This window comes from Collinsella sp. LCP21S3_A3, from assembly GCF_052118905.1.
Lineage (GTDB): Bacteria > Actinomycetota > Coriobacteriia > Coriobacteriales > Coriobacteriaceae > Collinsella.
On sequence record NZ_JBQKGH010000029.1, the window covers coordinates 1 to 12,941 of the forward strand.

The following is a 12,941-nucleotide window of genomic DNA, read 5'->3' on the forward strand; positions in this document are numbered from 1 at the left end:
GTCTCGCAGTCTACAGGGCCTGAAAACCATTCTCTCTGGTGGCGCGATACCACCAGATGCATATCGGCGCGACGCTGGAGGTGTTGAGCATGTCTGACGAGCCCCATATCCCGGCCCCGTGTCCAGCCTCGTTGGCGGATGGTGGGCGCGCTTTGTGGAGTGGCGTGGCGGACGTGTTCGAGCTGACGCCGGAGCAGTTGGTGCAACTGGAGGAGGCGTGCCGGGCAAAGGATCGGCTCGATTCTCTGGATGCGGCGATCCGTGGCAAGCATGACGTGCTGCTGTCGATTGAGACGGACGGTAACGGAGTGTCCAGCTTGGTCGTGAACTCGGCGCTGCGTGAGGCGAACGCGACGGCCACGGTCCTCAAGCAGCTGCTGGCGGCGCTGCGGTTGCCGGACGTGGAGGGTCGACGGCCCCAGTATCGGGGTCCGAGGGGTGCCTATCAGAAGTCTGTGGAGTCGGTCGCATCCGCAGGCAAGGTGTCGAGCCTTGACCGGGCGCGGAAGCGGCGCGCAGGCTGATGTTCCGCCCCCTGTTCGAGGGGCAGAAGTGCTCTCTCGGCTATGCCGTCATCGACTGGCTCGAGGCGTATGCCTGCCATGGCCCTGGGCCGGTGGAGGGGCAGCCGTTGACGTTCGATGACGAGATGTTTGACTTCATCGTGGACGCCTACGAGCTCGAACCGGCGTCGGGGCGTCGGTTGATCTCTCGTGGCGTGCTGTCAATGCCGAAGGGTCGGGCGAAGTCGGAGGTCGCGGGCCTGATTGGCGTGGCGGAGGCTCTGGCCCCGGTGCGTTTTGACGGCTGGGATGCGAGCGGGCAGCCGGTGGGACGCCCGATCCGCTCCCCGTTCGTCCGCTGCCTCGCGACCGAGGAGAAGCAGTCGGGCAACACGTTCCAAAACATTGCTTTCGTGATGGGTGACTGGGGACACGACAACCACCCAGACATCTACGACGGCGTGAAGGGCATCCGCGACTACCGCTCAGCGACTAACATCTATCTGCCGAACGGTGGGGAGTGCCGCTCGAGTTCGTCTGGTGCCGCGTCGAAGGACGGCGGCAAGGAAACGTTCCTCGTGCCGGATGAGGTGCACCTGTACGTGCTCCCGGAGCTGCGGAACATGTACGCCACGACGATGCGTAACTTACCGAAGAGGTCGCGTGACGAACCGTGGGCGCTGCTGACAACGACCGCATTCCGTTACGGCGAGGAGAGCGTCTGGGAGACGATCTACAAGCGTTGGAAGGCCGAGCAACTAGGCCCCGGATGGCTGGTGCACCATCGCGAGGCGAAGGGACCGATCCGCATCTATGAGGACCGCGAGCACACGCTGGCGCAGCTGCGTTACGTGTACGGCGCGGCGATGGACCCCGTGTCGGGGTGGATGACCCCTGAACTTGCCTATCGGACGATGCTGGACCCAACCGAGTGCCGTGACGAGGCTGAGGGTGCCCGCTACTACCTGAACCGCGCCATGGCGTCCTCGGATGCGTGGATCGCGCTCAGGGCTGTGGAGGACGCCCAGATGGACGGCCCCGAACCTGCCGATGGCACAGCGATCACGCTCGGGTTCGACGGGTCGCTGAACTCCGACTCGACCATCCTCCGCGGCTGCCGGATGTCAGACGGCTACCGGTGGACGATCGGACTGTGGGAGAAACCCGAGGGTGTCGACGGCATCGGATGGCAGGTGCCGCGCACTGAGGTGCTGGAGCGTATCCGTGAGGCGCACAAGCGCTATCGCGTGATCCGAGGCCACTACGACCCACACGAGTGGCGCAGCGACATCTCAGACCTGGCGCACGAGTTCGGCGAGGACGTGGTGGTCGAATTCCCCACGACGTCGGACACCCTGATGGGGCCGGCGCTGGACACGCTCCACACCGACATCGTGAACGGCACCACGAAACAGAGCAGCGACCCGGACGCGCTGCGGCACTACGGCAACGCGTTCGTGAAGCGGCGCGGCCAGTACCGGCTGATCCGCAAGGAATACCCGAACAGCCCCCGCAAGATCGACGTCGTAGTGGCAGACGCCCTCGCGTACGCGGCGAGACGGGCTGTGCTGGCCACCGACTGGACCGATGACGACTCACAGAACAGCGCCGTGTGGTGCTTCGCCTAGACGATGAATGGAGGTGGGCATGGGTGACATTGATGTCCTGAACCGCCTCCACCGCAAGACCCCGAAGATCAAGCGCGACTACAAGCACCTCGACATGTACTACGAGGGCCTGCAGAAGATCGACGTGATCGGTCTCGCCGTGCCGCCCGAACTGAGGATGTTCGAGGTCGCGATCAACGTGCCACGCATGGCTGTGGATGAGCCGGAGCGCCGCCAGCAGTTGCGCGCCTTCCAGCGGTCGGGTTCCGACAAGATCGACCGCGGCTTGCAGGAGGCGTGGGAGTACAACAACTTGCCCTCCCAGTCATCGCTGCTGCACAAGGACTGCCGAACTTTCGGGCGCGGCTTCGCGGTCGTGTCCACAAACCCTGAAGAACCCGATCAGCCGCTCATCACCGTGGAGTCGCCTGAGGCGTTCTCGGTCGAGATCGATCCCCGTCGGCGCATGACTGCCGCGCTGCGCACCTACACCGGCGACGATGACCGGCAGCGCGCCACCCTGTACCTGCCCAACAAGAGCCGCTATCTGATCCGCGACGGCCACGACTGGGCCGACGAGTTCGACCCTGACGAGCACGGGCTTGGCCGAGTGCCGGTCGTGATGTTCCTGAACCGGCCCCGCACGGGCCGCTGGACTGGCGTGTCAGAGATGGCGGACGTGATCCCGATGACGGACGCGATCGCCCGCATCATCACGAACACGCAGATCGGCGCTGAGGCGTTGGCGTGGCCCCACCGGTGGGCCGCTGGCGTCAAGAAGGAAGACTTCATCAACCCCAAGACGGGTAAACCCATGGCGACGTGGGAGGCATACATGACCATCCTCAAGGTCACGTCGAACAAGGACGCCAAGTTCGGGTCGTGGGACGCGGCGCAACTGTCGAACTTTACCGACGCCGTGAACGCGATGCTGCGCTGGTGTGGCGGGATGTTGGGGCTCCCGACCCGCTACCTCGGTCAAGACACCGTCAATCCTGCGTCGGAGGGCGCGATCCGCGCCGATGAGGCCCGTCTAATCCGCAACGTCGAGCGCATGAACGTGTACGACGGTGACTCGTGGGCGTGGGTGATGGGCCTGCGGGAACGCCTCCGCACCGGCGAATGGCTCCCCGGCAACGAGATCAGGGCGCTGTGGCACGATCCCGCGACCCCCACCTACTCACAGCGAGCCGACGCCCTCACGAAGATGGCTGGCGGCGTGCCGATCCTCTCTCGCGAGGGCGTGTGGGACGAACTGGGATGGGACGAGGGGCGCAAGCAACGGGAGCGGGCCTACTTCCGCGAGCAGGATGCCGACCCGCTGGTGCAGGCGCTGATGGCGGCTCCGGGCGATGTCACCACAGTCGCCTGAGAAGGCGATGCTGGCCCGTTCGCGGGCCGCTGCCACGATGGTGGGCCGCGAGTGGCGCACGATCCGCGCGAGCGGCGACTGGGCTGCTCAATGGCAGTTGAAGCTGACGCCTCTGTCTCGATTGGTGGTGGCCGCGCAGATCGGTGCCGCTGCTGCTGGCGCTGCCAGCGTGGACGACGACCTGTACCGCTCCGGATACCCAGAGAAGGCGTTGGCGGAGGTCGACCCGGCTGGTTTCGGCGGATGGGCGGAGCACCCAACGTCAGGGGCAGTTCTCACAATCCCCGCCCTCCTGTATCCGGCTGTCATCACAGCCAGGGCGACGCCGGGCACGGTCACTCAGAAGTTGGCCGCTGGCGGCAGGGTGGCGCAGACGATGGCCCACTGGGCTGTGTCGGAAGCCGGCCGTAACGCCGCCATGGTCGGGGCGACTGGGAGGGCTCGCACGTCGCTGATGTTCGTGGACCCCGCCCCGATGTGCCAGCGGTGCGCGGTGCTCGTCGGGAAGCTGTTCAAGCCTGGCACGAGGTCGTTCACGCGGCACCCCGGCTGCGATGGACGCCTGGTGGCTGTCAGTGACCGGGATAAACCCTCAGTGCCGCCGCTGGACGTGTCCGACATCAAGGACCTCACCCGAGACCAGCTTCGGGCGATCGAGGACGGCGCTGACATCAACCAAGTCATCAACGCCAAGCCGGCTGTCCGCATCACCAAGGACGGCGAAAAGAAGTCGGTGCTGCGAGCCAACGGCGCCCGCACCATGTACGGCGCTCGCAGGATGGAGCGCTGGACCCCGAAAGCGATCTACGCCAAGGCGGGCGACGACCAGGACATGGCGATCCAGCTACTGCGGAAACACAAGTACATGCGCTGAGCGAGTCAGCGCACCCAACCCCAGAGAGGTGGCACGATGCCGCACCACACGCCCGACGATCTGCGACAGATCATCGACACTCACCGCGCCCTGTTCGGAGGCTTCACGATGCTGGCCGACAACAACAGCGCCCCAGAGGCCCCCAAGGAACCCTCCGACGGCAGCAAGGCCCCCGAGGCGCCCAAGGATGACGACAAGGCCGACAAGGCCGACGAGAAGCTCGGCGACAGCGGCCTCCGCGCCCTCCAGAGGGAACGCGACGGACGCAAGGCGCTCGAGCAGCAGATGTCGGAACTGAAACGCGGCCTGGCAGCGATCGCCGGCGCGGAGACCCCCGACCCAACCAAGGTGACGGTCGAGGACGTTGCGGCGCAGATGCAGCACATGCAGCACGAGCTGGCCGTCGAACGGGCGGCCCGCTCCCACGGCATCACCGCCGAGGACGACATCAAACTTCTGGTCGCGACGACCAGCGAAGACCAGCTAAATGCCCTCGCGGCACGGCTGGCACCCGCCGACCATACCGGCAGCGACGGCGCGAAGCCCCGCGGCCCCAAGCCGGACCCGTCCATCGGGCGAGGTGGGGGCGATTCCAACAAGGGCGGCACCGTTCAAGCGGGCCGCGACGCCTACCGGCAACTACATCAGAAGAAGGAGTGACCATGCCTCGCATGAAGGTTGAGTCGTTCTCGGGCGGGAATCGTTCCTGGCTCGCCTCGGCTCACGCAATTGTCAACAACCACACCGGCACGCTCGACGTGTCGACGTTCACCAAGGGCACCAGCCTGACCGATGGGCACTACCCCAAGGGGTTCTTCCCGTCCGGCCTGGAGCTCAACATCGCCAACCTCGGCGCGATCGAGCCGTGGACGGGTGCCTCGGGCGAGAAGCTCGGGTTTCTGTTCTCCGACGAGGCTACCGATGGGGTCTCTGATCTCGCGGTGCCCGTCGTGTGGCACGGCTCGATCAACGTCTCCAAGCTCCCCAAGGCGCACGTCGAGCCGCAAACCGGTTCCGACGCGTCGAAGTTCGACCTCGTGAAGGAGGGCTGATCCATGGCTGAACTGTGGACTGACCTGATCGACCCTGCCGAGCTCACCGGCTATGTCCGTGAGGGCTTGTCGGCCATCGAGCGCCGCAAGGGCTCGCTCGCCCAGTTCCTCCCGAACCGGGAGGTGGACGACATCTCCGCCCGCTTCCACAAGGGCCAGAACGGTCTCGTGGATGAGGCGAAGTGGCGCGCCTACGACGCTGAGCCCGAGATCGGCGACACCCCGCCCGAGGGTCGTGTCATCATCGAGTTGCCTGCTGTGTCTCGCAAGGAGCGCATCAGCGAGTACGCCCAGCTGCGGCACCGGAACGCCTCTGACGACTCGATCCGTAACGCAGGCTTCCGCGCTGCCGACCGGTGCGTGCTGGCTATCGCTGATGCGGTGGAGCGGATGCGTGGCATTGTGCTCGCCACAGGCAAGGCGACCATCACGCAGTCGAACTACAAGACCAGCGATGACTTCGGTCGAGACGCCGACCTGACCATCACCGCGAACAGCCTCTGGTCGACCGACACCACGGACGGACTGACCCAACTCGAGACGTGGATGGACCTGTACTCCACCCGCAACGGCACCGAACCCGGCGCGATCGTCATGCCGCGCCGCGTGTTCCGCGCCCTGTCCGGCCTTAAGGTCATGCAGGGCCAGACCGCTGCTGGGGCGTTCCGCCGCCCGATGGAGCAGGATGTTCGCGGCATCGTGTCCTCAGCCGGCCTGCCCGACATCATCATCTACGACCGGCGCACGAAGAGCGGGCGCGTCATCCCTGACGACACGCTGCTTTTCCTGCCGGAGCCGACCGCCATCGATGACTACAACGGGACCGAGCTCGGCGCCACGTTCTGGGGTCAGACCCTGACCGCGACCGATCCGAAGTTCTCGCTCGTCGATGCGGAGATGCCGGGTCTCGTCGCAGGGCTGTGGCGGCATCAGACGGTGCCGATGATCGCCGAGGTGGTCGGTGACGCGATCGCGCTGCCGGTCCTCGCGAACGCGAACCTGTCGATGGCCGTGAAGGTGCTGTGATGAGCACTCTCATCGCTACCACTGTGGTGCGCCACCCTGACTCTGGTCAGCCGGTGGCGCTCCGCAGTGGCGACGCGGTACCTGACTGGGCTGAGGGGATGATCGGCGACCATCTGCTGGCCGCCGACGACCCGGCCCCGTCGAAGCCGAAGCCTGCCACGCGGGGCCGGTCGAAGTGACCACCGTCGAGGACGTCCGCATCGCCGCCCGCAGGGCGAGCCTCGGTGGCGATGAGACAGTCCTCGTTCAGCGGTGGATCGCGGTGGTTGAACGCATGATCGCTGACCGCCTCGGCCCCCTCGAGGCGCTCGACAGTGACGCCCTCGCCCTGGTGGTGTCCGAGGTGGTCGCCGACCGCCTCACCTCGCCGGGGCGAGGCGTCACAGCAACTCAGGTCGCTGTCGATGACTCGTCCACGTCGGTGCGGTACGACACCGCCGACACGGGCTGGTTCCGCATCACCGCCGCGCACTGGGACCTGCTGGCCCCAGATCGCGGACGGGAGTCCGAGGCGTTCAGCATCAACCCCGCCTATCAGGCAGGCCGTCATGCTGCTTGGTGAGGTCACCCGCGACGCCCTCGACACCCTCCGCGCTCACGCCCAGTCGGAGATGGACTGCGACGTCACCATCTACACCCATCGCCGCTACGAGTTCGTGGACGGCTCCGAGGTGGAGATGTTCGGCCCCGAGGTCTACGCCGGCGTCGGTGCTGTCGATCCCGGCTCCATGGCCGGGCAGGTGACATCAACGGGTCAGCAGCCCGTCACGTCCCGCGCCTACCGCTGCTCGGTGCCGTGGTGGGTAGATGCGCTCAGGGAGGGTCACGTCATGGTCGTCAACCACTGCCCCCGCGACCCGTCTCTCGACGGCGCCCGGTTCACGGTGGAGACAGTCCGCCAGAACGGTCTCGGCGTCGTCAAGCGCCGCTTCACCGCATCGGTGATCGAGACGCCATGACCGAGAATGCAGAGTTGACGAAGCTCGCCGTCGACCTCGGGAAGGCGTCGTCGAAGGTCACCCAAGAGGTCATCAAGGCGACCGCCGCCGCAGGCAGGGAGGTGGCATCGGAGGCGAAGAGCCGCGCTCCGCGCCGATCCGGTGCGCTCGCCAACTCGATCGTCAGCCACGCCAAGGGTCTCGTCGCTGTCGTGGCCGCCGATGCGCGCCACGGCGTGTTCCAGGAGTTCGGTACCTCCCGGCACGGTCCGCAGCCGTTCCTCGGGCCCGCGCTGGCAGCCAAGAAGGACGCCTACGTGAAGCGGATTGAGCAGATCGCGGGGGACATCCTGTGAGCCTGCACGACGACCTCGCGGCACGCATCCCGGCCCTCACCGTCTATGACGGGGAACCGCCAGCGACCCCACCGGGCCGGTACGTATGTCTGTACTACGACACCGGTCTGGAGTCGGAGCGCCGCATCTGTGCCCCGTCGGCGCACATCAGGGTCGACGTGAGCGCCGTGTGTGTGGCCCGCACCCGCCCCGGCGTCCGGGACGCGGTGACGATCGTCCGCACCGCCCTCAACAGGTGCCAGCCGTTCGGTGCCGACTCGGCGATGGTCGAGGAATCATCCGGGCCACTGGTGACCGAGGGCCCTGCTGGCGACGTCCGCATGTCTGCGACTCTCGTTTTCACCGTCCGCATCAGAAGGAACCAGCTATGACCACCACCCGAGCCGCCGACCAGTCCGAACCGGTCGAGATCGAGACGACCGAGGCCGAGGAGGCCGAGGCGACCGACGCCGACATGGCCGCTGTCACCCGAATCGGGGTGAGCGTCGTGCGTGTCCGCGACACCGCGACCGGACACCACATCACCATCTCCGCCAACCTCGCGGACTCTGACAAGGCCCGCTACAAGCCACTCAAGTCGCCAGCCGTCGACGCCAACGGCAACCCAGCACACCCCAAGTTCAAGACCAACATCTAAGGAGCCCCCATGTCTCTCACTGTTTTCAATCCCGACGGCGTGGAGGTTCTCGAGAACTCCGCCGTTATCGTCGCCCCCGCTGTCGCGGACCTCGACAAGCCGACCGTCGCCGAGTACAACGCGGGCACCGCCATCGAGTGCTCCATCAAGTCGTTCGGCATCTCCACCGACGTCTCCTACGCCAGCTCGCAGTACCTGTGCGACAAGGTCGCGAAGAAGCGCGTCGGCAATCGCGAGCGCAACCTCGAGCCGCTCACCATCAAGATCGGCGACCCCCAGGCGGAGACCATTTCGGAGAAGTTCGTGGAGGACTCGGTGGTATACCTGATCCACCGGCCCGGACTGAAGCACACGACCCCGGCTGCAGCATCGCAGAAGGCTCAGGTCATCAAGGCTCGCGTCGCCGCCGTCGATCTCGTGCCTATCGGGGTCGAGGAGGGTGCCGTGTACGAGGTCCGCGTCGCGCTCGCCGTCGATGGACGCAACGCCGGGCTGTTCGCCACCATCGCGTCCTAACCCCCCAATCGCAGCCAGCCCCTACCGCATGGCCTCGCGCGTAGGGGGTGGCTGCATCTCAGAGAGGCCACCATGTCTGAATCGAAGTACGCCCAGCTGCTGGACGCCCGAGTGAAGTCGAGCATCCGGCGCACCACCACCGCCCCTGTCTGCCTGGACCCCGCTCTGTGGGAGGCCTGGGAGGCCGCCAATAACGCTTTGGACGCCTGCCCCTCCGGTGACGACGCACCCAAGACGGGATCGCTCGGAGCCAAGCCGTCGGGGCGTCAGGCGGCCGAGAAGGCTGTGCAAGCGGCCCGCGCCGCTCTGCGTGAGGCGTCGATCCTCATCCACTACCGGGCGCTGCTCCCCGCCGAGTCGAGGGAGTTCTACGCCACCATCGACACCGAGGGCCCCGCGACCGACGTGTACGGGAACCTCATGCGCCGCTGCTTCACCCACGCCACCACCCTCGACGGTGAGACGATCGCCGACATTGACGAGGCCCGGTTCTCGCATCTCGTGGACAACATGGAGCTTCCCGAACTGGAGGCCCACAACGCGAAACTGAACGCGATCCTCGGTGAGCTGCCGGATTTTCCTATGTAGCTGAGGTTGTCGCCTCCGACGCCGAGTTGCGGACTGATCTGGCGATCGCCCGCAGCTTGGGGGTCAGCCTGCGCCGATTCAACGGGTGGGAGCCGACCACGGTCACCACCACCCGCCCCGACGGCACAACCATCACCACCCGTGACCCCGAGTTCGACGCGTGGGAGCGGTCGCTGTGGATCGCATTCGACGCGTGGGAGAAGCAGTGCTGCCCCGGCTGCGGCACCCCCTACGAGCGTGGCCTGTGGGACAACGACGCCGAGCCGGACAAGCGGCCACGGTGGCGCGTCGGCATGTATCGCTGCCGCCCCTGCGAGGTGCTGGAGCAGGTGCAGAGCAAGCACGTCAAGGCCCTCGAGGCTGCCAACCATGACCAGCCCGTCCCCACCCACCACCTCAAGTGGTTCGCGTTCGAGCACCCCGAAGGGAGGCCCTGATGGCTGACCGCAATGTCAAGGTCATTCTCGCTGCCTCTGTGGAAGGATTCACGGCGGCGCTGGGTCGCGCGAAGGCGTCGGTGGAGACTCTGGGCGCGGCGACCGCGAAGGCCTCTCAGACGGAGGGGTGGCGCCGCGCTGGCACTGCGATGATCGGCCTCGGCGCCGCCGCCATGGCCGGGGTCGCGATGGCCGTCCGCGCCTCGGCATCGTTCGAGCAGTCGATGGCGGAGGTTGCCGCCACTGGCGAGGAGGCCCGTGGACAGATCGCCGGCCTGCGCAAGGCCGCGCTCGACGCTGGGCGCGACACTGCTTTCTCGGCCACCGAAGCCGCCGACGGCATCACGGCGCTGGCGAAGGCTGGCGTGTCCACCGCTGACATCCTGTCGGGCGGTTTGCGGGGCGCACTCAACCTCGCTGCCTCCGGCCAGCTGAGCGTCGCCGACGCCGCTGAAACAACATCCGCCGCCCTCGTCCAGTTCAAGCTGAAGGGCAAGGACGCTGGGCATGTCGCGGACCTGCTCGCCGCAGGAGCTGGTAAGGCCATGGGCTCGGTCGGGGACATGGGGCAGGCGCTCAAGCAGTCCGGCGTCGTCGCCTCCCAATTCGGCGTCTCCATCGAGGAGACCGTCGGCACTCTCGCCGCGTTCGCCTCCACGGGCATGATCGGCGCCGAGGCGGGCACCGGGTTCAAGTCGATGCTGCTGGCCCTGGCGAAGCCGTCCAGAGAGGCGCAGCGCGCCATGGACGAGCTCGGCATCTCCGCCTACGACGCCGAGGGCCAATTCGTGGGCATCACCAACCTCGCCGGCCAGCTCAAGGACAAGCTGGGCGACCTGACCGTGGAGCAGCGGCAGGCGGCCCTGTCCACGATCTTCGGCTCGTTCGCGATCCGCAACGCGTCGGTGCTGTACGAGCAGGGCGCTGAGGGTATCCAGCAGTGGGTCGACAACGTCAACGACTCCGGCTACGCGGCCCGTGTCGCCGCAGGCCTGCTGGACAACCTGAACGGCGATTTGCAGGTGCTCGGCGGCTCGTGGGAGACACTGCTGATCAAGATGGGCACAGACGCCCAAGCCCCATTGCGGAGCGTCGTGCAGTGGCTGACCGAACTGATCAACGCGGTTGCTGAGCATCCAACCATGGCCGCCTCGGTCCTCAAGCTGCTGGCCGCGTTCGGCGGGTTCGCGCTCGCCGCTGGTCTGATCATGAAGGCCACGACGGCGGCTGTCGAGTTCCGTACCGCGCTCTTGGCGTTGCAGGCAGCCCAGCCCAAGTTCATCGGCGCCTTGGGAGCCATGGGGAGGGCCGCTGGCGCTGTGGGCCTGGCCTTCGTGGCGCTCGAAGTCGCCTCCATGGTGTTTGAAAAGGTCAGGGTTGGCCAACCGACGCTTGAGCAAACCGCTTCGTTGATGGATCAGCTGGCCCTGTCCACTGAATCCGCCGCCGCCGCAATGTCTCGCCAAGACTTCGCGGCTCAGACGAGCATGGGTTGGCAGAAGATCGAACTGAGCGTCGAAGGGGCGTTCGAGCAGCTGAGGAAGTGGGATGACCTGCGGAACAGCTCTGACCCGATGGCCAACCTTTTTGCAGGCGCATCGGCCAATCTGGGCGCACTCAAGGAACTGGAAGAGGGCTTCCGGCGAGCAGATCAGGCGCTCGGCCAGATGGTTGGCACCGGCCACGCCGACAAGGCCGCCGCCGCGTTCGCCCGCATGGCCGAGGCGGCCAAGAAGCAGGGTGTCGATAACGATTCTCTCATCCGCCAGTTCCCGACCTATGCGGAGGGGCTGCGGGCGCAGGCGTCGGCGCTGGCCGAGGCGACGGGATACACCGACCTGCTCAACCTGTCCAACGAGGACCTCGTGCGCTGGATGGGTGGCGACATCCCCATCGCCGTCCGGTCCGCCCAGATCGCCGCCAAGGACGCAGGCTCGACATCCGAGGCGCTGACGAAACAGCAGAAGGAACTCTCTGCCGCCACCGACGCCGCGACCCGAAGCTATGACGAGTATGTCAACAGCCTGTTCGCCGCCAACAACGCTGCCGTCGCCATGCTCGACGCACAGCTCGGCTTCAACCAGTCCGTGCTGGACGGCAGCAAGGCCGCCAAGGAGTGGGCCGAAAAGGTCGCTGGCGGGCACGCCCAGGCCAAGAGCGCGTTCGACCGGACGACCGAAGCTGGCATTGCGAACAACCGCGTCATGCTGGACATGGTCAGCAATGCGCAGCGCGACATCGAGGAACGCACCAAACAGGGTGAGTCGATCGAGTCGATCATCGCTATCCACGGCCAGTACCGCGACCAGATGATCAAGGTCGCCACCCAATACCTCGGGAGCAAGGCCGCGGCAGTCGCCTACATTGACCAGCTGTTCAAGACACCGAAGAACATCAGCACCGCGGTCCAGTTGGAGAAGTCGGCCGCCGATGCGCGCCTGAATCAGTGGAAAACCAAGCTTGACGGCGTGCCCGACACTGTGCGCACCAGCATTCTCGCCGCCGTGGAGCGGGGCGACCTCGCGACCGCGAACCGGCTCCTGGCGGACGCAGCCCGGACCCGCACTGCCACGATCAAAGTCCATGTCTCCAAGGACGGCCGGGAGATGGTCGGCGGCGGAAACAGGGCAACTATCAACGCCTCTGGCGGGCTGTACACCGACCGGGCGAACGGGCACCTGCCGCAGATCGCGCGAGCGGGCGACTGGCGCATCTGGGCCGAGCCGGAGACGGGCGGCGAGGCGTACATTCCGCTCGCCAACGACTGGCGCCGCCCTCGAGCGCAGTCGATCCTCCGGGAGACGGCCAGCCTGATTGGGATGCGCACCTACGCCGGTGGCGGCATCTCGCACACCACCCCAGTTCTCGACACATCCGGCGTCGCGGACGCGGTTGCTGCCGGTCTGGCTGGTGCCCGGATCGTCATGGTGGACCCGACCTCGGGTGTGGAGCGGCTGGTGGATGCGCGGATCGAGATGGCTGGCCGTCGGTCGGCATCGACGGTGAGGAGACGCTGATGATACTGGCTCCGCTGG

General features: G+C 66.6%; 16 protein-coding genes. All 16 read left to right on the top strand.

Annotation, left to right across the window (positions count from 1 at the left end; translation table 11 throughout):
• Positions 1–89 precede the first annotated feature (89 nt).
• The 16 genes from ACTQ0H_RS08835 (at position 90) to ACTQ0H_RS08910 (ending at position 12,923) form a co-directional block, all read left to right on the top strand.
• On the top strand, positions 90–524 hold the full coding sequence (locus ACTQ0H_RS08835) for a hypothetical protein (protein ID WP_441548070.1): 435 nt from the start codon (positions 90–92) through the stop codon (positions 522–524).
• On the top strand, positions 524–2,131 hold the full coding sequence (locus ACTQ0H_RS08840; protein ID WP_441069373.1) for a hypothetical protein: 1,608 nt from the start codon (positions 524–526) through the stop codon (positions 2,129–2,131). The genes ACTQ0H_RS08835 and ACTQ0H_RS08840 overlap by 1 nt, the downstream gene beginning before the upstream one ends.
• A gap of 19 nt (positions 2,132–2,150) precedes the next feature.
• Entirely contained in the window at positions 2,151–3,482 is a 1,332-nt protein-coding gene (locus ACTQ0H_RS08845) for a phage portal protein (RefSeq protein ID WP_441042079.1), read from the top strand.
• Between the two features lie 7 nt (positions 3,483–3,489).
• The gene (locus ACTQ0H_RS08850) at positions 3,490–4,356 is read left to right on the top strand and encodes a hypothetical protein (RefSeq protein WP_441548071.1); all 867 of its coding nucleotides are present in this window, start codon (positions 3,490–3,492) and stop codon (positions 4,354–4,356) included.
• A 36-nt stretch (positions 4,357–4,392) separates the two neighbouring features.
• On the top strand, positions 4,393–5,016 hold the full coding sequence (locus ACTQ0H_RS08855) for a hypothetical protein (RefSeq protein ID WP_441042083.1): 624 nt from the start codon (positions 4,393–4,395) through the stop codon (positions 5,014–5,016).
• Between the two features lie 2 nt (positions 5,017–5,018).
• Positions 5,019–5,408 (top strand): hypothetical protein, encoded by a 390-nt coding sequence (locus tag ACTQ0H_RS08860; protein ID WP_441538882.1) that lies wholly within the window; start codon positions 5,019–5,021, stop codon positions 5,406–5,408.
• A 3-nt stretch (positions 5,409–5,411) separates the two neighbouring features.
• Entirely contained in the window at positions 5,412–6,434 is a 1,023-nt protein-coding gene (locus ACTQ0H_RS08865) for a major capsid protein (RefSeq protein WP_441042087.1), read from the top strand.
• Between the two features lie 175 nt (positions 6,435–6,609).
• On the top strand, positions 6,610–6,996 hold the full coding sequence (locus ACTQ0H_RS08870; protein ID WP_441042089.1) for a hypothetical protein: 387 nt from the start codon (positions 6,610–6,612) through the stop codon (positions 6,994–6,996).
• Positions 6,983–7,393 carry a DUF6093 family protein gene (locus ACTQ0H_RS08875; protein WP_441042091.1) on the top strand — a complete coding sequence of 137 codons (411 nt, stop codon included), beginning with the start codon at positions 6,983–6,985 and terminating at the stop codon, positions 7,391–7,393. Before ACTQ0H_RS08870 ends, ACTQ0H_RS08875 begins: the two co-directional genes overlap by 14 nt.
• Positions 7,390–7,728, top strand: a complete 339-nt coding sequence (locus tag ACTQ0H_RS08880; RefSeq protein WP_441042093.1) for an HK97-gp10 family putative phage morphogenesis protein — start codon at positions 7,390–7,392, stop codon at positions 7,726–7,728. The genes ACTQ0H_RS08875 and ACTQ0H_RS08880 overlap by 4 nt, the downstream gene beginning before the upstream one ends.
• A complete protein-coding gene (locus ACTQ0H_RS08885; RefSeq protein ID WP_441042095.1) occupies positions 7,725–8,099 on the top strand; it encodes a hypothetical protein in 375 nt (124 codons plus the stop codon). Before ACTQ0H_RS08880 ends, ACTQ0H_RS08885 begins: the two co-directional genes overlap by 4 nt.
• Positions 8,096–8,365 carry a hypothetical protein gene (locus ACTQ0H_RS08890; RefSeq protein ID WP_441042097.1) on the top strand — a complete coding sequence of 90 codons (270 nt, stop codon included), beginning with the start codon at positions 8,096–8,098 and terminating at the stop codon, positions 8,363–8,365. Before ACTQ0H_RS08885 ends, ACTQ0H_RS08890 begins: the two co-directional genes overlap by 4 nt.
• Before the next feature lie 9 nt (positions 8,366–8,374).
• Entirely contained in the window at positions 8,375–8,881 is a 507-nt protein-coding gene (locus ACTQ0H_RS08895; RefSeq protein ID WP_441042099.1) for a phage tail tube protein, read from the top strand.
• 72 nt (positions 8,882–8,953) lie between these two features.
• Positions 8,954–9,469, top strand: coding sequence for a hypothetical protein (locus ACTQ0H_RS08900; RefSeq protein ID WP_441548072.1), 516 nt, complete (start codon positions 8,954–8,956; stop codon positions 9,467–9,469).
• 26 nt (positions 9,470–9,495) lie between these two features.
• Positions 9,496–9,906, top strand: a complete 411-nt coding sequence (locus ACTQ0H_RS08905) for a hypothetical protein (protein ID WP_441042103.1) — start codon at positions 9,496–9,498, stop codon at positions 9,904–9,906.
• Positions 9,906–12,923 carry a phage tail tape measure protein gene (locus ACTQ0H_RS08910; RefSeq protein ID WP_441042105.1) on the top strand — a complete coding sequence of 1,006 codons (3,018 nt, stop codon included), beginning with the start codon at positions 9,906–9,908 and terminating at the stop codon, positions 12,921–12,923. The genes ACTQ0H_RS08905 and ACTQ0H_RS08910 overlap by 1 nt, the downstream gene beginning before the upstream one ends.
• The last annotated feature ends 18 nt before the right edge of the window (positions 12,924–12,941 follow it).